Consider the following 20,311-nt stretch of genomic DNA (forward strand, 5'->3'; position numbering starts at 1 on the left):
GGCGGGTGGTCAAAAACCACCCGTCATTCATTTTAGAACGGGGCTGCCTCTTCTTCTTTCCGAAGGATATAATACGGATAAAGAAGGGAGATGAATTTGAAAAAGATACTTTTGGTTGCCATGCTGATATGGGCAACACCAGTTATAGCCTCTTCTGCACCGCAGACTGTAGATGATGCTTACCCTTATGTAGATGCCGCATCCATTTTACTAACCAATGATATCAAAGCATTTTTAAGTGGTGGCAAAAGCCTTATTAACTGGGCTCCAGTTTTTCCGCGCCCAACATCCATAACAGCCCAAGCCTATTGGGCAGAATGGAAATCCAGTTCTGTTACTGCTGCAAAAAATTTCCCCATGGATAAGCCTATCTATATTACCGGGCAGGCTCTTTCTGTTTCCCAAACTGGGGAAGATTTTTATGTTGATTATGCTTCCTCCCCATCAGGAATAGATGATGTGCAGGCATATCTTTCCAATAATGGTGTAAATGCTGCCTCATCTTATTCTGCCGGAAAAAAAATTTCTCTGCTCTGCTTTCGTGCAAAAAACATGTTCCAGCCAACAGATTTAGGCGGCTGTGAAGACACAGGCAGTGTTGCACAAAATATTTTTGTAGATGCGTATAAAGATTTGGCTCTTATCGCAGCAGGCAAAAGTGGGGGCAGACTGCCCTTTTCTGCCAGCGCACACAAAATGATTATTTCAGCGCAAAATTGTGCCCAGCAATTGCGCAAAGCGGCATCGGAAGCGGTTTCCACCAGAGAAATGGCTTCATGCAGAGGTGGTGGGTAAATACAATACAACACCACAGCCTGACGGGCTAAATAACCTGTCAGGCACTAATGGTATTACAGATTCAATGTGCGTTTAAGTGCTGCACAGTAAGCATCCATAAACCTACGGGAAAGTTCTGCATCCGGCACATACATATCAAACACATGATAAGCCCCCGGCACCACCATAACTTCCGTGGGCACAGCCGCTGCCATCAGGCGGGTTGCGTAATCAAGGTCTTCCTTCAAAAACAGATCCATTGATCCCACACCAATAAAGGTGGGGGGCAAACCTGCCAGATCTGTTGCACGGCCAGCAGCTGCATATGGCGGCGTTTGTGGGCCACCCGCTTTATCGCCCAAATAAGCCTGCCATGCGTATTTGTTGGCAGAACGTGTCCAGACAAATTCGCCAAAATTAGCGCCTGGATCACTGTTTACTGCTGTACGATCATCCAGCATGGGGTAAATAAGCAGTTGGAAAGCAAGTTTGTATTCTTTTTTGTCACGCGCCATCAGGCTTAGGGCTGCGCTTAAACCACCACCTGCACTTTCACCGGCAACAACAACCTTATCGCGCGAAATGCCAAGTGTGCTGGCGTTTTCATGCACCCATTTCAGAACGGCATAACAATCTTCAATAGCGCCGGGATATTTCACCTCTGGCGCGAGACGGTAATCAACCGAAAAAATCTGAAAACCCAGATCACTAGCCAGCTTTTGGCATTTGGGGTCATCCACTTCCGGGTGGCCAGAAACAAGGCCGCCGCCATGAATGTAAATCATAGCGGGTGCATTGGGTTGCACTTCGCGCGGTGTATAAACAACAACACGTACATCTGGGGCATTATTCAACCCCGGCACGTATTCTTCCCGCGTGATAACATCTGGCAGAGGCCGACCTTCTATAAGGCGCACAGATGTTAGAAAAACTTCTCGCACTTCTGGAAGTGAAAGCGATGAAAGACCATCAAATGATGGCATTTTCTCAAGAATGGGAAGAAATTCGGGATTAACTACTGATTTTGGCATAGTAACTCGCCTCCTATTTTGCGGCTGGCATCACAGACCGTGCCGCAAGACAAGTTTATATACTCACGATCATCATAATTTATTGATTAGTATCAATATAAAAATACAATACATCAATATTTTATATATGATTTCCATATAATACATTATTATATATGCGTTATAAATTCAATTTATAAAAAATATATAGTTTAAATAAAATTAAAACGCATAATATATTTTGCATGAATGTGAAATTCATCAACAAACAACAGGTATTTTAAAATACAACCTGTATCTATTGTCCAAATGCCTTCATGGCCAGACTGATTTACATCCGTCTGGCCATGAAGGCTTATTCTCTAATTAAGCAAAGTTCTTTGTATTATCAGCCAGTTTTTCATTACCCAGAACATAATATCCGGTGTCCCGGATTGTTATAGACAGCAGTCCCATGTGATGGCTGATCAGGAGATTCCCCAAAGGCAACAGGGCATTTCCATTTGTCCATGCACAATCTGCCCAGTCTGTTTCATGCCAACCTTCAGGCTTATCCTGCATCAGATGCGCTGCAATGTCATGCTGCTGTCCGGCTGTTGCAAGATGCACATCCGCAACGGCAACACCCATGGCACGCCGATCATCCACAAACGGCCCAATCACATCAGATGGGCGGCTGGCGCGTGAGACAATACGCACAAAGCGTGTGCCAGGACGTAGCATAAAGCTATAACGCTGCCCATTGCGCCTTACGGCACGCACAACAGCACCTTTATCTGTTACCAGATGCAGGTCGGGCTCATCTGTCAGAACCTGCGATGCTGTAGCCACTAGCTGCCCGCCGACACTTGCAGCCCGCTCCGCCAACTTGCAGAACAAAGGTTCCACAAAAGCACGGTCAACACACAGATCTACTGCGGCATCATCTTCCCAGCTTTTGATTTTTCCACCCAAGCTCATGACAGAACCAGCCTGACGGAACGCACGGCGGTTACCTGTATCCAGATAACTTTCTGTCAGCATGCCATCTGCTGTGATCACAGAGTGCTCTTCTGTTTCCACATGGTAGTAATCATAGGAGATGATGGACTTATCGTAAAAAATGGAAGATCCATTCACCAGCATGCGCACAGGCACAAACCTGCCTTCAAAGAACAGGCAATGTTCAGATGTAATCAGCATATCCTTGTAAGGCACACCATCTGCAATGGCATTCTTAAGGATACGCACAGGGTAACCTGCCTCATCATCCGGCAATCCTGCGCGCACAGTGGCATGCGCCTTACCGACCCATGTCACTTTACGAACAGTGCTTTGTCCATCTGCAAATTTCAGAACATCATCACCCAGTTGCAGTGTTTCAACAGCAACATCACCACATGGTGTGCGGATCATAGAGCCAGGCAAAAAACAGACTTCATAAACAGCATTGCCATCTGCATCAGAAGAAAGTGCATACCCATACTGGCTGACATCATCAATGTGCAGCGTAACAGACCCACCCTCGTTAAACGACAAGGTGACGTAGTTGCCATCTGCTGAATAACTGGTGGACGTAATATCGGCTGCCTTAACCCCGGCAAGCACAATCCCGTCCGAGTTTCCCGCAGAAGCTCCATCAAAACCTGTCACTTCTGTCGTAACGGTTGTGGCGGAAGATGTCTCAACACCCTCCAAAGTCAGCCCTGTATTGGTGCTGCCTTCCAGATCAACAATGCCACCTGCCCCAGCCCATATGGTGGCTTTGCCGCCGTTTTGCAGAACCTCCGTACCACTCAGCACAGCACTGCTCTGCACGTTCAACTGGCCACCACTGGCAACATTGACATCTGCCGCAGATCCACCCGAACTGACATCCACAGTCCCGCCAGACACATTGGCGCCATTCAGGCTACCCTGTGAGAAAACGTTGAGCGTGCCACCACGTCCTACGGTTTCATTGTGTGCTGTAGCACCTGCCTCAACATCTTCAAGGCCACCATTGTTAACCGTTGTGCTGGTAGTGACGCCACCGCTTTGAACAAATTCGATACCACCAGAATTCACAACGGCACTCACAGCCGAACCGTTAATGTAGCCAAAGCCATTGGCGTTATACGTTGTATGGTTTGCGACCCCACCAGCACTCACAACTTCATGCCCGTGGCTTGCAACAATCATGTCACTGTCCTGGCCGCCGGACATCACACGTTCTTCACCCAAATTGGTAATGGTGCCCGATACGGCACTCCCGGCATTATTCTGCCGACCCGTCTCAATGGTGAAATTGCTGACAACACCGCCCTGAGCCACGTTTTCTACGCCAGAGCGCTCAATCAGAATATTGGAGCCACTACCGCCAGACTGGAGATCCGCGCTGCCGCCACTTGCAATGGTGACACCGCTTTCATACCCGCCAGAGAGCACGGATACCGTTGCGCCCGCGCTAAGTATGCCGCCACTCAGGCTGCCACCACTCAGGATGAGTTTGACCGCCTATGATCCCAGACGCATCAACAACAACAGTGCCTTGGGAATGAACAGTCTGATTAAGCGCTGTTCCACCAGCTCCTACAGTTTCAAGGCCACCGGCGTTCACGGTTGTTGCAGATGCAATGCCACCAGATGCTGCCTGAAGCTGACCGCCATCCAGGATGGTTCCAGAGGTCACGCCTTTTGTTTCTACCAACTGAAGACCACCAGCAGAAATGGTTGCAGCTTCACTCAGCCCATTCAGAACAGCGTCTTCACCACCACTATTCACAGTGTTGTTGTATGCTGAACCGTTTGTATATTCTACAATGGCGCCAGCGTTATTCACGACCGCATCATGAGATACGCCGCCATCAATATACGCGGCATAAATACCTTGGGCATTCACAGTCATGGCAGACACCACGCCGTTGCTCTGCACGGTAATGCCAGCATCATTCAAGGTTACGCCAGATGCCAGGCCACCACCATTCACCACCAGATGATCGTGATAGACCGTCACATCATCCGCAACGCCGCCTGAATTGACAATAACATCGTGAACTTCACCACCTGTTGCAGCCTGCGCGCTGTTATCCGCCGCACCAGAAACATTTACACCAGAAACATACCCTTTACTGCCAACAACAAGCGTACCTTCCTTGTCCCCAGTAATCTTAATATCCGTCGCAAAAGCACCATCTGAAACTTGCAGACTTCCGCCTGCTGTCATTGTGACGTCTGTGAGGTTGGCAGACTGAACCGCACCGATAGATGCACCGGAATTTACCGTAACAGAAGAACCTGACCCTCCCATAAAAAGAACATTGGCACCCGTATCTGCTGTTAAAGCGGATACAGCACCGCCGTCAGTTTCATATGTAGCGCCGTTCTGGACAGTTACGTCCTGCACATTACCTGCATAGCTTGCGGCATGCCCCTTACTTTCTATAGTAAGGTTTGTAATTGTTGCTGTATTTTCTAGATTTCCACCACTTTGAACCGTTACGCTGTTCAGGCTTCCCCCAGCATTCCCCAAGAGGCCACCATCTTCCACAACAGCACTTTGCATTGTGGACAGATTCTGCACTTCCCCCTGATCCGTCACACTGGATATGTTGCCAAGATTTGTAACTGAACCCGCACTTTGAACGGTCAGACCTACAATAGTATCCATTACTGTAAGTGATTGACCGCTCGTCACAACAACGTTGGAAGAAGTATTATTATCTTCAGACATAAATATACCCTCTCTAGACACTTCATATCTAAATGAATGTTATTCATATATTAACTAAAATGATAAAGCACATTTTTTAGATTATTACCAACATCATTTCGACATCTCTGATCGTTTGTTCTATCGTAACCAGACATATACATTCAGATTGATGCGATCTATTCGTGCGCACGATCACGCCATCATCTCTGAAAGCACTCATACGAAGCTCGCAAACTGACGTGGTGTATTGGCGTGACGAGGGCACCAGAGAAAATCATGATGATCAAAGCGTTCACGCTCATCATTCCAACAGGAATTATATGTATACCAATTGATAATACGGTAAGAAATATGATTCCAGACAATAGCTGTGCCATGTACAGGTTTTTGATCAATACAGATAACCCGGTAGCCCTGCTTTTTAAGATAGGCAACAATCTCCATCCATCCAGTGGGATTGTTCCAGTATTTACACTGAGTGCTGGCCTGCACAGCAATACAGACATATTTTTCGGCTATCGGGCGTGTTTCATCAGACAAAGCAAGTTTGGGTACTTCTTCCGCAGGATCAACACCTAGAATATACGCGGCAGTGCGATGAAGACCCACCAACCGAAAATCGGTTGGTTGAAAAACATTTTCTTTATCATCAAAAAATAACCCCATGCAGTACATTGCATAACTGTCTGCCAGTATGTCTTGTTCCTGAGCTATTTCTGGGGACATAAGTGTTAATTCTGGATATGCATCTTTCAGCACAGGAATAATCAAAGCAGAGAGAATGCAGGTTACATTTGCCTGATGGATATGCGCAAAGCGTGCTGCGTAGGGAAACCATGCAAGCGTATCGCCCAAAGTGCCGACAGGAAATTGAATGACAACTTTTTTGTTTTTCAAATTCAATTCATGCTGGAAAACAATGCGGGCTTCTCTTTGAGGTAAAATATCTTCAACAATAATACCAAAGCGAACGTAAAAGCGTTTGGCAGAGTGTACGGTAGCGCCCGTATTTTCATTCTGGAACAGAATATTCCCTGTATCCAGGTCACGTAATGTAATCCGCCATTTCCCTTCTGTACGTGCAGGCAGAACAATACGGGCACCCTGATTGAAATCAAACAAAATTCCATCAGGCCCATGTAAAACTGGGAGAGCAGAAGGGTTGATGTAAGGAGATTTGACCGAAGCCGAATGGTTTGATGAAACTTCGGTGATACCATCTGCAGAAGACGTAGAAATTGTGGTTTCTGAATTTGAAAAAACTTCGGTCATGAAACAATCAGTCCAAATATTTAAGAAAAATTATGGAGCCTGAAATTTACGCCCTTCATGGTAACCATAGAAAACATAATGGAGGAAAGGCCCTAATGGAAAAGATGCAATATATGGATTCAAGCGCAAATAAGTTTCTGTATCAAAATCAGGGTTAGGATTTCTTTTTTCGTGTGCACCAAAATTCATGAAATGAACAAGAGGATCAATCCCAGCTTCTGCAACATCGGGATTTACTAAAAGATACCATTCACCATCAAAATAGATGGGAAATGTGTTTTCCTGGGAAGGAACTATCTTTTTCATCCGGACTGTTTTGGTACGAGGATTACGTGATTCCAGATTTGCTGTTTTACGAAGCATAGCTGTTCCATCAAGATCATAAAAAATCTCTCCCTTAATACTAACGATAAGGGAGAGATTTTTAATTTTTAAGCAGATTTTGTTTTTACACGTGTCGTTTGCTGATCATTCACAACATAAGGGCCAGCAGCACGGATGATCATGGAGAGTATCCCCATTTTCCCATGTGACAGATGATCCCCTAATGGCAGTTCGGCATTGCCATTTGTCCATGCACAATCTGTCCAATCGGTCTCATGCCAACCTTCTGGCTTCTCGGCCTGAAGGTGAGAAGTGATGTTGAATTGCTGTTTAGCACACATCAGATGCACCTCGGAGACTGCAACCCCCATATGGCGCCGATCATCCACAAACGGACCAATCACATCAGATGGACGACTGGCGCGTGAGACAATACGCACAGACTGCGTATCAGGCGGCAGCATAAAACTATACTGATGCGCCGTCTTGCGCATCGAACGCACAGTAGCTCCTGTATCCGTTACGAGATGCAGATCTGGATCATCCGTGAGTTCCATCGTTTCTACTGGCATCTGTGCGCCAACCACACTGTTTTCACGCCATTCCAGTGCTCGAAATAGTGGCTCCACAAAGGAACGATCAACACAGAGTGGCGCACCGGCATCATGTTCCCATGTCCGAGGCTTTCCACCCAGCATGATAACGGAACCTTCCTGACAGAAAGAAGAGCGGTTCCCGGTATCCAGATAGCTTTCGGTCAGCATGCCATCTGCCCGGATAACAGAATGCTGCTCTGTTTCTACATGGTAATAATCGTAGGAGGTAATGGATTTGTCATAGAAAATGGACACGCCATTCACCAGCATACGTACGGGCACAAACCGATCTTTAAAAAACAAGCAGTGCTCGGCAGTAATCAGCATGTCCTTGTAAGGCACACCATCGGCAATGGCGTCTTTCAGAACACGTACAGGATATCCGGCTTCATCATCAGGACGTCCAGGGCGAACGGTTGTATGTGCCTTGCCTGCCCAGATAACAGAACGTGTTTCTGTTTTGCCATCTACATAGACTGTGATGTTATCTCCAAAACGGATGTTTTCTACAGGCACATCACCTTGTGGGGTCTGGATCATGCTACCCGCAAGAAAACAGGTTTCTATGGCAAGCGTGCCATCACTATTTTCAACGAGATCAAATTGTTGACCATCCACAATATCTGAAGTTTTGGGGTCAAGTGTAACACTCGCTGTTCCACCACTTCCTGTCACTGTCAGGGTATATGTGGCAGCATCGTAGCTATATTTGGCAGAGGAATCATATGTCAGGGTAGAAAAATCAATAAGCCCACCACTTTGCAGGCCGACATTTGTAGCTGAACCGCCATTGCCAACAGTTAATGTTCCACCGCTACTAATGATACACTGGTCAATGGTTCCGTTAAGGTAACCACCTGAACTCGTGGCGGAATCATACGAATATCCTCTTTCTACCGAAACGTTGCCGCCACTTTCAATGGTAGCTGAAGCGATGCTACCACCTGTGTTGTCTACAGTGCCGCCATTGGAGACGGTAATGTTGGAAACCTGAGACTTGGCATCAATATCAACCTCTGTTGTGTTATTGACCTGAACACCTGTAACAGTAGCGCCAGATTCAACCTTCATACTGGCACTTGTGGTCAACGTCACATTGGAAAGTGTGCCTCCTCGTAGGTCAATGCCCGCACTATTGGAGGCCGAGACAGTGTCAACTGCGCCGCCTGACTCTACGATAAGATCAGCACTTCTACTGCCATCCAATGAAATATGAGAAGCACTCCCACCATCAAGCGCAAAGATATTACCACCCGAGGTAACTGTGGCGCTATTGAGTGTTCCGCCACTTTGCACAACGATAGATCCAATACCACCCCCATTCTGGGTCAGAGTGGCATTCGTCAAAGAGCCTTCTACAACAACATGATCATCTGTGTTGTAAGATGCACCATTGACTGTTTGACCAGCGGAAATCGTTTGGGTAGCCGCAGGAAGCGGATAATTAGACATTGTAACCGTAGCTTTCTTTGCCGCTTTCATGAAGAGCGTAAAATCGTGAAAAGAAATCCGGCTTCATGAAATATTGAGAAGAGACAAATATCCGATGTGAAAACACATCGGATATTTGTAAAAAACTCCCTTCATCAAAAAATGGAGGGAAGTATTCGGATTAGGCAGAACGTCTGTTTTCCAAAACAGCTTTCGTGTTCTGTTCCAGATAGGGGCCAGCAGCTCGGATATTCAGAGAAAGAATACCCATTCCGCTCTGTGTCAGTTCATCCAAGGGCAAAACAGCATCACCATTTGTCCATGCGCAATCCGTCCAGTCTGTTGCGTGCCAACCAACTGGTTTTTCAGATTGAAGATGCGCAGTAATGTGTGTTTGCTGCTTGGCTGTCACAAAATATACGTCAGCTACAGCAACGCCCATCATGCGGCGATCATCCACAAATGGCCCGATCACATCCGCTGGTCGGCTGGCGCGAGAGACAATACGCACACAGGCCATGTTAGCCGGCAGCATAAAGCTGTAACGCTCACCATCATGGCGAATGGGGCGAATGATGGCCCCGCTTTCCGTGACGAGATGTAGATCTGGGTCGTTTGTCAGGTTTGACTTTGCAAGAGGAACTGAAGTCGTCTGTGTCAGACAACTAGTCCGTGCTTCCAGCTTTTGAAAAAGCGGTTCAACAAAGGACCGTTCCACTCCTAAAGGTGCACCGGCGTTCTTTTCCCAGCTTTGAACCGCACCACGTAAGGTGACAACAGTACCTGTCTGACGGAAAGAAGAACGGTTGCCTGTATCCAGATAGCTTTCTGTCAGCATGCCATCAGCCTGAATGACGGAATGCTGCTCGGTTTCCACATGATAGTAATCGTAGGAGGTAATGGATTTGTCATAGAAAATAGACACACCATTCACCAACATCCGGACTGGCACAAACCGGTCTTCAAAAAACAGGCAATGTTCTGCAGTAATCAGCATGTCCTTGTAAGGCACACCATCGGCAATGGCATCCTTCAGAACACGTACAGGATATCCGGCTTCATCATCTGGTAAGCCGGGCCGAACAACAGCATGCGCCTTGCCCACCCAGACTACAGGCCGGGTCACTTCCTTGTTGTTCTTCCAGTCGAAAGCAAGGACTTCATCACCAATCTGAATATCTTCAACTGCCACATCGCCTTCAGGCGTACGGATCATAGAGCAAGAAAGGAAGCAGGTGATGACCATTGTATTATCAGAGTTGGAAGACAGCCCACTGCCCAGATAAAATGTATCGCCTACAAATTCACCACTTGTGATTGTGCCGGTCGTCCCTCCGCCATACAGATCTGATGGTGTATAATAAGTGGGGTTACCCGCTTTATCCATGCCGGACTGAGCGAATGATACATTAGTCGCAATGTAGTTGTTACCGGCGGAAGTCGAGGTGTTGCCATACTGGTCTACGCCAAGAAGAGAATAAGTGTTTGCACCAGTTTTAACCCATTCAACATTGGTGTAGCCATACTGGTTTTTAATAACTATGGAATCATCAGGGCTGAAGTTTGTAATATTCTTTATAGAATAAGAACCACTTCCCAAAGTTACTGTGTTATGACCACTGTTGGTGGAATTTCCGCCAAAATCAATGGTTGTGGTATCAAGAGAAGTATTTACGCTCAGATTTGCCGCATTTTCTAATTTTATAGTTCCACCTGAAACCGTTTTGCTTGCGGACATTGTGGTACCATCAAGGATGACAGTCTGGCTATCTCCGAGGCTAATGGTACCATACGATGCAACACCACCGGAACCTGTAATGGTTACAGTACCTGTCCCTGAAAATGTGACAGATTCCGGCTCTGTGGTGGCATTAGGATACTGATTCTTCCACTGATCAGAATATGAATAGGGCGTTGTATCTATAGTGATATCTTTGTCAGTATTAATAACAACAGGATTTTGGCCATTAGGATCGTAAGAGGCGATTGTCCCAGAGTCAGAATCTTTCCACATTTTGGGATTATTGAAATTCCCATTTCCGCCGATCCAGTCGTAAGTCGTCATTTTCCTAAATCCTGATTTATGCAAGGAAAAATGGTAACTTTTTTCTGACCACGAATGTTATGGTTGCATTAACATTACTTGATGTATAGAGTATTCCTAGGCTTAACTTACGTGACGAGAGTTAGAGATTCTGCTCTTGCGCAAATCAGGATTTTTGCAAGGAACTTTTGAACATTCTCAGTCGTTTAAGCCCGAATGCAACCAGAGATAACACGTCGTAAAGTTGGATATGCCCGTGTCAGCACAGTAGGGCAGACTCTTGAACTTCAACTGAAAACACTGAAGGAATTCGGATGCCGTCGTATCTATCGTGAAAAAGCAAGTGGTGCAGATGCTACGCGTCCTGAATTATGTAAATTGCTTGCCAACCTTAAGCCTGGTCAAACCGTAGTCGTTACCCGTCTGGATCGACTGGCACGCAGTACATTTGATCTCTTCTCTATCGTAAAGACAATTACTGATCGTAAGGCTCAGTTTTACTCTTTAGCTGAACCCTGGACTGACACCAACACAAGTACAGGTCGGCTTATGCTTGCAGTCCTTGGTGGCTTGGCCGATGTGGAGCGCGATCTTATCCGTACACGCACCTCTGAAGGACGTGCACGTGCCATTAAGCAAGGCAAACGCATGGGAAGACCATCTCAGATTACAGACTTACAAAAGCATAAAATCATTGAAAGACGAAAAGAGGGGGAGTCCCTGAAATCGATCGCTGCTGCATTTGGAATCAGTGAAAGCACTGTCTCTCGCCTAGCTCGTGGCAGAGACAGCCATCACCATTATGGTCGGAAAATCGAGAAAGCTCGCAAATCTTACAGTACATCATGAGGTAGATAGCGCTTGGTGAACCCAAAGCTGTGATTTTGGCCATGTTGAGGAACGTACCGACAATGCGGATTTTTGATTGATGCCTGATGCAGATCGTGCTTTTTCAGTCAGGAAAGTAGCACAATGCAATCTGAATCTTCGGCAGCCGATATGGTGATGCCCTGGAACCTGAACTTTGCGGCCTATGGCTATTTCTCGTTGGATCACACGACAATTTCTTCTGAACGTCTGCTCCAGACCGTTCTGGTTAAACAGCAATGAGCCCACCGGATGATGCCAGAAGATTATCGCAGCCTCACATTGCTGATTTATAACCACGTCAATCCTTAATGGGCGTTTCAACCTGGATCTGGACACGTGGATAGATTTTGACGTTCTAGCCGTGTAAGAGGAAAAATTCTCATAACATTAGGGGGCTCTTTCTTTACACTGGGATTCAACGACCCCACGAATATTACCAGTAATATTCAACGCGGTAATAAGATATTATTTTGTATTATATAATAATTTTAAAAATTAAATAACAATAAAATTTCGAAATTTTGGCAAAATAAAATCATTATTATTTAGTTTTTTACTCAAGTTATCAATGATTTGGAATAATGGAAAAATGTCGGATCTTTTCTCAAACATTTCCTCTTCGCATTCTGGACCACTTACTGTGTTTCAAGCACAGTTAAAAACTTATCGGCAGCAGAACTGGTCTGAGGTTTTCAAGGGGTATTCTGCTTTACGTGCGATTACCTTTTCAAGTTCTCTGGAGTTTCTGATCAATCTGACAGAACAGTTTGAAGATATCGAAATTGTTTTTGGCTCTGAGCATATTCTGACCAAAACCCATATTGCTTTGGCTCAAGCCAGTCAGCTTTTTGAAGACTACGGGTTTAAGGACTGTCTCACAGATCAAAAATCTCTTGTAGAAAGCTTACGTCAACTTCTTGGGTTACGCAGCAGTCTCTTTCTTCCGCGTTTGCAAAATGGTACCTTGCGTTTCAGGCTTCTGACTGGCCGTCCAAGTCATGAAAAACTTTATTTGCTATCAGGTTCCAACGGTCAACGCGTTATCACAGGATCCGCTAATCTCAGTATAGCGGCTTTCCATGGGCATCAACATGAAGTCATCATCACTTTTGATGATTTAGCAGCGTGGGATGCTTTTGATGAATATTACCAACGTGACTACAAAAAAAGTGTTGCAATCGAAAGGGATATTCTGATCAGCGTGTCTTCTGACGGCAAGAATAAACAGCCTGATATCTCTACAACATCCCTTCCTTACGAGGATGTTCCCATCGTGCGTGCGATACGAGCCGGGCTGGTTCATGTCGAACAGGGTGGTATGTCGATTTCAGAGGGAATAACCATTGATACGTTACGAAAGGCTCAACGCTTACGGCAGGAACTTGAAACAATTTCTCTGCCGATGAGCCGCAAGGGGGTAACGTTGGTCACTCCCACAATCGTTTCAACTTTTCTGCAGGCACGCAATAATCTGCCTGCTGTGGACTCTCCGAAAGATGAAATTCCACGGGCCTCCCTCTCTGTTCGGACAGGAGAGATTTTTCTCAATGATCAGTTATGGCTTTCTGAAAAAGATACCATTTCAGAACATGACGTTGCCCGAGATGTACATCTGCTTGTGAATTATATCAGCAGTTTTTCGGCATTTTATGGAAATAGCCAAAGTGCCATCGCCTCCTACTGGGCATTTCTGGTCTGGCTTTACATGGCACCTTTTGCACCCTTTTTAAGACAAGGAGCCGTTAGTCATCATATCGATCCGTGGCTTTATCCCCCGTACGCGGTTTTATATGGCCGCTCCAGTGGTGGGAAAACCCTGTTTACGCAGATTATTGCACAATCCATGTTCGGGGTTGTCAAAAGTATTCAGTCATCAATGTTTACGGCACAACGTGTTTTGGGCTTACGTCAGCAATTAGGGGCCATTCCTCTGTTGATTGATGACGTGACGCCAGATCGAATGAGTAAATATGTGCCTGACATGGTGCGTACTGATCGGGATATGGCCGAATGCTACGCACCTATCGTCCTGACGACCAACAAGGACGTGACAAGCATTTCAGCTGATCTGACCAAACGGATGGTGACGTGTCACATTGATGCCTCTCTCCCGGATAGTCGAGCGCTTCAGACGGAAAGTCCCCGTCGTTTACAAAAAGAAATCGGGACAGCTTTATACCGGCGTTATCTGACTCTTATGTTCCCTCGCGTTCGAGATATGCGGATCGAGATGGATCAGAGTGATGGCAAGCAGATTCCAGATGTTTTTACGGTGTCGTCTCATCTCTTGTTGTCGTTGATAGAACAACACCTTCCTGTAAAGCCAGACTGGGTTTGTCCTCTTTCTTATCGAACCTATCAAGCTATGCGGGCTGTTCAGTTCCAACGTGTGCTTGTCGAAATGATCAGAAGTCATCCTGCAAACATCGCTCTGCCGCGAGACAAGCGCTTTATGCAAGTGTGCTTTGGTGGAGATATTCGCCAGGCCATGGCATTTGAAAAATCTGTACCAGAATTTGTTTCCAAAGGGCGCATTGCAGATACCGTCAAGCTGGATATTCAAGCAATGGAAAATGAGCTGGGATTTTCTCCAATTCATCATAGTTCACTGGTTGAGAGGCTTATGAAAGTTTGGGGGAAGCGTAAGTAATTAACGCATCAGAAGCTGGTGTTTGTTTCGTGACAAATTGGATTGTCCATGTCCTTGCTGCACAGTGATAAAGTAACTGAGGATTTCCCCATGACTGCCGATCTGAACTGGTATGTCTGGCTTTTGCCCTAAGTTCTTTGAAATCGCAATCAAGGCGGTTACCCTTGTCTTCCAGCGTTCCTGCTGGAAACCGTTGTCGTGCAGACGTAGTAAAGCATATTCCGGTCAGAATAGAGAAAACCGGGCGACATAGATAAGTCCCATAGAACGATTGTTTCTCACGTGGTGATGCCTTGCCAAACAGAAGCCGAACAAACTCCGATCTGCTGTTGTTGTCGAAGATAAATAGTTCCCACCTGAATGGTCGAACATCATGCTTATTCCTCTGACCGACGACGAGAATCTCGTTATTCCAGATCTGGCGGTTCGGATTGATCCGAGTGCTGATAATGGATGTTCAAAGCTATGTTGGGCAGTCAGCGTCTTATTGACAACTACATCCAAGCATCGTCTCCGTGTAACCGGAAGCAAGGTGCGTCCTGACCAGTTACTCGCAATCAGACGTCAGATTGCTTTGTTGGTCGGAGCTGATGGCTAGATTGAATTGCCCCAAGTTTTGTGGTGACAGCAAGACCCGGAGCAACTCAGATAGAGCCAGCGGCAAAGCGGCAGTCAATGACGAGCGTCTTATGATGCATGCCATCGCGACGTTATTTAAGTCTGGTCGAACAATGACGCCCGACCAAGCGCGTCGTGAAGCTCTGTCGCTCCGTGATCCAGCACGCCAGGAACTGCAATCCGGGATTGATGCGGCCACCAGAACACTTAACGCAAGCCAGGCAGATAGTGCCACGTTGAAAGAACTCAGGGGCTTACGGGGAGAACTGAAAGCTTTGGAAAGCGACACGCAGGTTGGCGCCGTTCTGCGTCATATCGATCAAGCCCAAAAGGCGGGCATTGAAAAGCTGACCGTTCCCCCCGGCCGCAACGGTTCTGCGCGTGACGCCATTTATGCCCTCGGGCGGGCTGCCGTGCGTAGTCTTGACTTGCGTGACGATCAGCGAGCAGTGCAAGGTATGAGTGCCGAACAGACACAATCACCTGCATCGTGGTTCAATCGGGCCAGCCAGAAACTTTCTGCCCCAGAAGAAACACCCCCTCAGCCAAATAGCTCAAAATCACGTGGCCCGCAGTTTGGCTAGTTCTTACTGAACCTAATCAGGCCGATGGCGTCTGATCACACGTTCTGCGTGATCTATCGCACGCTCCAGTTCCTCATAATTGATGGGAGCAATGAATTGCCCCGGGTTTTGTGGAGACAGCAAGACCCGTGAGGTAAGAGATAGTCATGAGCAATAAATCGAAGCGTTTTCCGCCTGAATTTCGTGAACGTGCAGCCCGCATGGTTCTGGAGGAAGAGAAGAACCATCCTTCGCGGTGGTCTGCGGTGATGGTGATCGCCCCAAAGCTGGATATTCACCCTGACACGCTGTCAAAATGGACCCGTCTGCATGAGCGGGCCAATGCGCCTGCGGTAAGTGAACTGCCTGATCGGGAGAAGATCAGGCAACTGGAGCGAGAGAACCGCGAATTGCGGCAGGCCAATGAAATCCTGCGTAAGGCTTCTGCGTATTTTGCCCAGGCGGAACTCGACCGCCTATGTGGACGGCCGTTTAAGCGCAATACCTCACATTGTTCTCCCGATGTCATTTCTAAAACGTATTATTCTACCGGCTGGATGATGAATACCGATTTAACGTGAAGACCCGGTCAGATGCGCTCTTATGTCCGGCCTGTTTATGCGACTTTATGCGCTGGCCATCATGGGTGTGCGCTCACGTGTCAGGCACCAATCTGGTATCACGTGCTCAGGGGCACAGACGGTCGAACGGTATGGCCTGAACTGTTGCTGAATGACTGTCTTCCCATCACGTCGGTTCGTACATACTGCCGGATCTACCGGAGCAAGCTCCGGTGTCCATCGTTCTGCTGGTGCAGGTCAGCCTGCTGAAACACTGACACCAGCCGGACGATAGATCTCTTTACGTGACAACAACGCCCAGATGATACGAGCCATTTTATTGGCAAGTGCAACTGTTGCCAGACGCCTTGGACGACGCGCCATGAGTTCGCATAGCCACTGACCCGCAGCGCTATCCCACTTATGGGCACGATGAAGCATGGCCGTCGCACCAAGAACCAGCAACGTTCTTATCTGCCGATTGCCCGTTTTGGTAATCCTTCCCAGACGGGTTTTACCGCCGGTAGAATGCTGACGAGGCACAAGCCCCAGCCAGGCGGCAAAATGGCGCGCAGAGGCGAAAGAGCCAATATCCGCGACCGAGGCGACAATCAGAGAAGCCGTTATGGGACCGACCCCAGGGATGGTCATCAACCGACGCGCATCGTCATCGCTTTTTGCACGCGCCCGGATCTGCACTTCCAAAGCATCAATGCTCTGAGCGACCTTTTCATAATGCTCAAATAACAACATGGCACTCTGCTTCATGGCAGCAGGCAGGTCGGCTGATGTCTCTATTTTTGCCATCAGTTCTGGCAGATGGCGTGTGCCCAGAGGGGCTATCAGCCCGAACTCGGAAGCAAGAGCCCGTAACGCATTACTCAGCATGGTCTGCTGTTTGACCAGAAGAGCGCGGGCAGAATGCAGTGACAAGACACCTTGCTGCTCTTCGCTCTTGATCGGAACACACATCGTATCAGGATGAGTCGCCGCCATGCAGATCGCAGCCGCATCAACAGCGTCATTTTTCTTGCCTTTTTTGACAAATGATTTGACCCGATCAGGAGGAACCAGTCTGACATCATGACCAATCCTGCTGATCACCCGTGCCCAGTAATGAGCTGACCCGCAGGCTTCCAGAACAACTTCACATGGGTCAAGTTTTGCAAAAAATGCTGAAACTTCACTGCGACCAAGCTTGCGCTTGAAAACGCACTTTCCAATTGCGTCAGCCCCATGAGCCTGAAAAACGGATTTGGCAATATCAAGGCCAATTATGCTAGCTTTCATACGGGCGGTCTCCTCCTGATGGTCAGTGAACCTCCATCATGGCACATTGATGCCGCAGGGAGGCCGTCCACCCCATCTGGTTCAGGCCATGACGCGCTTCATTGATGAGCACCGGCAGACATATGGTGTCGGGTCAATCTGCAGGGTTCTGTCGATTGCGCCATCTGTCTATTATGCAACCGTTGCCAGGCAGAAAAATCCTTGTGTGCGCAGCCAGAAAGACAAAGAGCTGAGCGATGACATCCGTAGAGTGTGGAATGATAATTTCTGCGTCTATGGAGCGCGCAAGGTCTGGCATCAGTTCAAACGTGAAGGTCTGGATGTCGCCCGCTGCACGGTAGAGCGGCTGATGCGCCGGATGGGACTGAAAGGCGTCATTCGTGGCAAGGGGGTCAGAACCACACGGCCAGATCCGGCACGGCCCTGTCCACAGGATCTGGTGCAGCGCCAGTTTCATGCACCAGCCCCTAACAGGCTCTGGGTTTCGGATTTTACTTATGTTTCCACTTGGCAGGGCTTTGTTTATGTAGCCTTCATCATTGATGTGTTTGCCCGGGTCATTGTGGGCTGGCGTGTCTCATCAACGGCCCATACCGACTTCGTGCTGGATGCCCTTGAGCAGGCTCTGTGCCAGAGGCAACCTGAGGGAAAAGTGACCCATCATTCAGATCGCGGCTGTCAGTATGTGTCCATTCGCTACACGCAAAGACTGGCTGAAGCGGGGCTCGTTGCCTCAGTCGGAAGCGTTGGAGATTCCTATGATAATGCCCTCGCGGAGACCATTAACGGGCTCTACAAAACCGAACTCATCTATCGGCAGGGGCCATGGAAAAACAGGGAAGCGGTTGAACTGGCCACACTTAAATGGGTCGACTGGTTCAACAATCGGCGGCTCCTGTCCTCCATTGGAAACATCCCCCCAGCAGAAGCTGAGGCTCGCTTTTATGCTCAGAAGAAATCACATGCATTAGCTGCGTAGTTCAGATAAAAAATGTCTCCACAAAACCCGGGGCAATTCAGGCGCCGGCTCTACCGACCGGATGTCCACGTTCTCATCTGGAGGACAGGTTTCCTGACTTTCTTTTTTTCTCGGTCGCCCACGTTTTCTGCCAGGCTGAGGCCTTTTGGGAGGCCGGACGATCTCGCGGAGAGGTTCCTTATCTTTTAGTGCGAATAAACGTCGCGCCGCGCGATGCGTGACTTCAACAATCAGCCCCTCTTCTAGAAAACGTTCCAGATAGATGTGGGCAGCTTTCAGCGACAGGCCGAGCTCGGCTGAGAGGCGTGTTGCCGAGACCACTGGTAGGCTGTGAGCAGATCTATCACCTTGTCAGCGCGCGAGGTGCGACGTTGGCCACCCGATTTTGATCTGGCCTGACGCCAGCTTTGTTCCAGAGTCCGTGTGCGGTCCTCAACGGCCGCGATCTCTTCATTCAGACAGTTCAGGAAAAAAGGGAGCCATTCTGAAGGGCTCCAAGGTGCTTCTGCTACGAAGGATCTGGCTCCAACAAGGGGAAGCGGAAAATGAAGAACATTGGTCAGGCGCCAGTGGCGGATCAATGCGGCGCGCATCGGGGCACGAACATGTCCTGCTTCTATCCATGCATGAAAGGCCCGGGCAGAGCCAAGAAGAGGGCCTGAGCTGACACTATATTTGCTGAGCCAACCTGAAGCCTCTTCTATGGCGTTGCGTTGCGTATCCGTTGGCCTAACCAACCATTGATATTGCTCAAATGCAGCGTGGAGAGCGTCCACCGACGTTCCGCGGTCATACATATCACATCCGAGTAGTACTGATCTCAAACCTTCCAGTTCCGCCGCCAACCGCCACGGATCTATGAGATGGCCATCGACTGCTGCACAGGCTCTTGCAGCTTCCAGCTGCTCCCGAAACAGGATTGCAGGGAGGAGAGGATGATGACGCAGGCGCTGATCAAGTCTGCCTATGGCCAGCCCCGTCTGGGTGAGGCTTTCGTATAACTTTCCGTCAGGAGATTTAACTGAGGCTGTCCAAAACATGCTTAGGCGCGGCGGGTTGCGTTGTCGTAAACTTGACTGGCATCTCTGCGTCCAGTGGTAATAACCAGCACTATGAGTTTCCCCTCATGAACCTGATACACCAGCCGATATCCGGAAGCTCGACGTTTGATTTTATAGCAGCTCACAGATCGTCCAATGAAACCGGAATAGACGGTTCAGGCGAGGCAAGACGCTCTCGAACGACGGGAAGGAGCTCCAGACCGTCATCCGATACAACAGTGCGCCGGACAGGGAGCTTGCCAGTAGCGACGACATATTCAAAGGTCTGGCGGATGAGATCTGAGGGTGTCACGCCGAGTTCTGACAGACGATCGTATGCAGCTTTCTTCAGACTGTCATCGATGCACAGGTTAATTGAAGCCATGATGTGTCCTCCAACAAACACATCATCTGATTATGCCTTTACATTTGCAAAGACAAATTAATAAGGACTGTGACTAGGTCGTTCCCATGAAAAACGACAGGTACCCATCGCTCACATCCTCAGATAGTGCGTCTTTCGACGAACATATCAGGCCATCGTTATCCGTGCTCACACACGATACAAATGTAATTGTACAAGTAGATATGACCCGCTTGATATCGTAAGGAAT

The 20,311-nt window shown here is 48.0% G+C and carries 14 protein-coding genes, 2 pseudogenes and 1 other annotated feature; of the genes and pseudogenes, 7 read left to right on the plus strand and 9 right to left on the minus strand.

Features of this window, described 5'->3' with window-relative positions:
* The first annotated feature begins 90 nt into the window (after nucleotides 1-90).
* A complete protein-coding gene (locus DS739_RS09315; RefSeq protein WP_035353642.1) occupies nucleotides 91-795 on the plus strand; it encodes a hypothetical protein in 705 nt (234 codons plus the stop codon).
* Between the two features lie 56 nt (nucleotides 796-851).
* Here the strand turns inward: DS739_RS09315 and DS739_RS09320 are convergent, their stop codons facing one another.
* The 6 genes and pseudogenes from DS739_RS09320 to DS739_RS09345 form a co-directional block, all read right to left on the minus strand.
* Nucleotides 852-1,808, minus strand: coding sequence for an alpha/beta hydrolase (locus DS739_RS09320; RefSeq protein ID WP_006116391.1), 957 nt, complete (start codon nucleotides 1,806-1,808; stop codon nucleotides 852-854).
* Between the two features lie 345 nt (nucleotides 1,809-2,153).
* Nucleotides 2,154-5,478 (minus strand): annotated as a pseudogene (locus DS739_RS14650) (Hint domain-containing protein).
* Between the two features lie 198 nt (nucleotides 5,479-5,676).
* On the minus strand, nucleotides 5,677-6,732 hold the full coding sequence (locus DS739_RS09330; protein WP_096884292.1) for an autotransporter strand-loop-strand O-heptosyltransferase: 1,056 nt from the start codon (nucleotides 6,730-6,732) through the stop codon (nucleotides 5,677-5,679).
* A gap of 30 nt (nucleotides 6,733-6,762) precedes the next feature.
* A complete protein-coding gene (locus tag DS739_RS09335; protein WP_006117380.1) occupies nucleotides 6,763-7,095 on the minus strand; it encodes a hypothetical protein in 333 nt (110 codons plus the stop codon).
* A gap of 68 nt (nucleotides 7,096-7,163) precedes the next feature.
* Nucleotides 7,164-9,104 carry a Hint domain-containing protein gene (locus DS739_RS09340; protein WP_100070301.1) on the minus strand — a complete coding sequence of 647 codons (1,941 nt, stop codon included), beginning with the start codon at nucleotides 9,102-9,104 and terminating at the stop codon, nucleotides 7,164-7,166.
* Nucleotides 9,105-9,264: 160 nt separating this feature from the next.
* The gene (locus tag DS739_RS09345; RefSeq protein ID WP_006117378.1) at nucleotides 9,265-11,148 is read right to left on the minus strand and encodes a Hint domain-containing protein; all 1,884 of its coding nucleotides are present in this window, start codon (nucleotides 11,146-11,148) and stop codon (nucleotides 9,265-9,267) included.
* 195 nt (nucleotides 11,149-11,343) lie between these two features.
* Between DS739_RS09345 and DS739_RS09350 the strand changes: the two genes are divergently transcribed.
* From DS739_RS09350 to DS739_RS09370, 5 genes are all read left to right on the plus strand, one after another.
* Nucleotides 11,344-11,976 (plus strand): recombinase family protein, encoded by a 633-nt coding sequence (locus DS739_RS09350; RefSeq protein WP_003627302.1) that lies wholly within the window; start codon nucleotides 11,344-11,346, stop codon nucleotides 11,974-11,976.
* Nucleotides 11,977-12,099: 123 nt separating this feature from the next.
* The gene (locus DS739_RS14185; RefSeq protein ID WP_156100426.1) at nucleotides 12,100-12,237 is read left to right on the plus strand and encodes a hypothetical protein; all 138 of its coding nucleotides are present in this window, start codon (nucleotides 12,100-12,102) and stop codon (nucleotides 12,235-12,237) included.
* Between the two features lie 349 nt (nucleotides 12,238-12,586).
* On the plus strand, nucleotides 12,587-14,647 hold the full coding sequence (locus DS739_RS09355; protein WP_035351235.1) for a restriction endonuclease PLD domain-containing protein: 2,061 nt from the start codon (nucleotides 12,587-12,589) through the stop codon (nucleotides 14,645-14,647).
* A gap of 731 nt (nucleotides 14,648-15,378) precedes the next feature.
* Nucleotides 15,379-15,849, plus strand: coding sequence for a hypothetical protein (locus DS739_RS09365; protein WP_231621170.1), 471 nt, complete (start codon nucleotides 15,379-15,381; stop codon nucleotides 15,847-15,849).
* A gap of 146 nt (nucleotides 15,850-15,995) precedes the next feature.
* Complete coding sequence (locus DS739_RS09370) at nucleotides 15,996-16,409, plus strand: transposase (protein WP_096884310.1); 414 nt, start codon at nucleotides 15,996-15,998, stop codon at nucleotides 16,407-16,409.
* Nucleotides 16,410-16,646: 237 nt separating this feature from the next.
* Here the strand turns inward: DS739_RS09370 and DS739_RS09375 are convergent, their stop codons facing one another.
* Nucleotides 16,647-17,678 carry an IS110 family transposase gene (locus tag DS739_RS09375; RefSeq protein ID WP_010511145.1) on the minus strand — a complete coding sequence of 344 codons (1,032 nt, stop codon included), beginning with the start codon at nucleotides 17,676-17,678 and terminating at the stop codon, nucleotides 16,647-16,649.
* Nucleotides 17,679-17,718: 40 nt separating this feature from the next.
* Nucleotides 17,719-17,841 (plus strand) — a sequence feature (AL1L pseudoknot).
* On the opposite strand from DS739_RS09375, the pseudogene DS739_RS09385 reads away from it, so the two are divergent.
* A pseudogene (locus tag DS739_RS09385) lies at nucleotides 17,731-18,657 on the plus strand (IS3 family transposase); the annotation flags it as partial. (Overlaps the previous feature by 111 nt.)
* Before the next feature lie 275 nt (nucleotides 18,658-18,932).
* Here DS739_RS09385 and DS739_RS09390 read toward each other — a convergent pair.
* Together DS739_RS09390 and DS739_RS09400 are read right to left on the minus strand one after the other, a co-directional pair.
* Nucleotides 18,933-19,697 (minus strand): hypothetical protein, encoded by a 765-nt coding sequence (locus tag DS739_RS09390; RefSeq protein ID WP_006117286.1) that lies wholly within the window; start codon nucleotides 19,695-19,697, stop codon nucleotides 18,933-18,935.
* 142 nt (nucleotides 19,698-19,839) lie between these two features.
* Complete coding sequence (locus DS739_RS09400) at nucleotides 19,840-20,082, minus strand: type II toxin-antitoxin system RelB/DinJ family antitoxin (RefSeq protein ID WP_035353727.1); 243 nt, start codon at nucleotides 20,080-20,082, stop codon at nucleotides 19,840-19,842.
* Nucleotides 20,083-20,311 lie beyond the last annotated feature (229 nt).

The sequence above is a fragment of the Acetobacter sp. JWB genome, from assembly GCF_003323795.1.
Taxonomy (GTDB): domain Bacteria; phylum Pseudomonadota; class Alphaproteobacteria; order Acetobacterales; family Acetobacteraceae; genus Acetobacter; species Acetobacter oryzifermentans.

What these genes read in the sequence shown, in the direction of transcription:
- DS739_RS09365 (WP_231621170.1), top strand. Translation starts at nt 15,379, where the DNA reads ATGACGCCCGACCAAGCGCGTCGTGAAGCTCTGTCGCTCCGTGATCCA.
- DS739_RS09355 (WP_035351235.1), top strand. Translation starts at nt 12,587, where the DNA reads ATGTCGGATCTTTTCTCAAACATTTCCTCTTCGCATTCTGGACCACTT.
- DS739_RS09320 (WP_006116391.1), bottom strand. Translation starts at nt 1,808, where the DNA reads ATGCCAAAATCAGTAGTTAATCCCGAATTTCTTCCCATTCTTGAGAAA.
- DS739_RS09350 (WP_003627302.1), top strand. Translation starts at nt 11,344, where the DNA reads ATGCAACCAGAGATAACACGTCGTAAAGTTGGATATGCCCGTGTCAGC.
- DS739_RS09345 (WP_006117378.1), bottom strand. Translation starts at nt 11,148, where the DNA reads ATGACGACTTACGACTGGATCGGCGGAAATGGGAATTTCAATAATCCC.
- DS739_RS09390 (WP_006117286.1), bottom strand. Translation starts at nt 19,697, where the DNA reads ATGTTTTGGACAGCCTCAGTTAAATCTCCTGACGGAAAGTTATACGAA.
- DS739_RS09370 (WP_096884310.1), top strand. Translation starts at nt 15,996, where the DNA reads ATGAGCAATAAATCGAAGCGTTTTCCGCCTGAATTTCGTGAACGTGCA.
- DS739_RS14185 (WP_156100426.1), top strand. Translation starts at nt 12,100, where the DNA reads ATGCAATCTGAATCTTCGGCAGCCGATATGGTGATGCCCTGGAACCTG.
- DS739_RS09315 (WP_035353642.1), top strand. Translation starts at nt 91, where the DNA reads ATGAATTTGAAAAAGATACTTTTGGTTGCCATGCTGATATGGGCAACA.
- DS739_RS09400 (WP_035353727.1), bottom strand. Translation starts at nt 20,082, where the DNA reads ATGGCTTCAATTAACCTGTGCATCGATGACAGTCTGAAGAAAGCTGCA.
- DS739_RS09340 (WP_100070301.1), bottom strand. Translation starts at nt 9,104, where the DNA reads ATGTCTAATTATCCGCTTCCTGCGGCTACCCAAACGATTTCCGCTGGT.
- DS739_RS09330 (WP_096884292.1), bottom strand. Translation starts at nt 6,732, where the DNA reads ATGACCGAAGTTTTTTCAAATTCAGAAACCACAATTTCTACGTCTTCT.
- DS739_RS09335 (WP_006117380.1), bottom strand. Translation starts at nt 7,095, where the DNA reads ATGCTTCGTAAAACAGCAAATCTGGAATCACGTAATCCTCGTACCAAA.
- DS739_RS09375 (WP_010511145.1), bottom strand. Translation starts at nt 17,678, where the DNA reads ATGAAAGCTAGCATAATTGGCCTTGATATTGCCAAATCCGTTTTTCAG.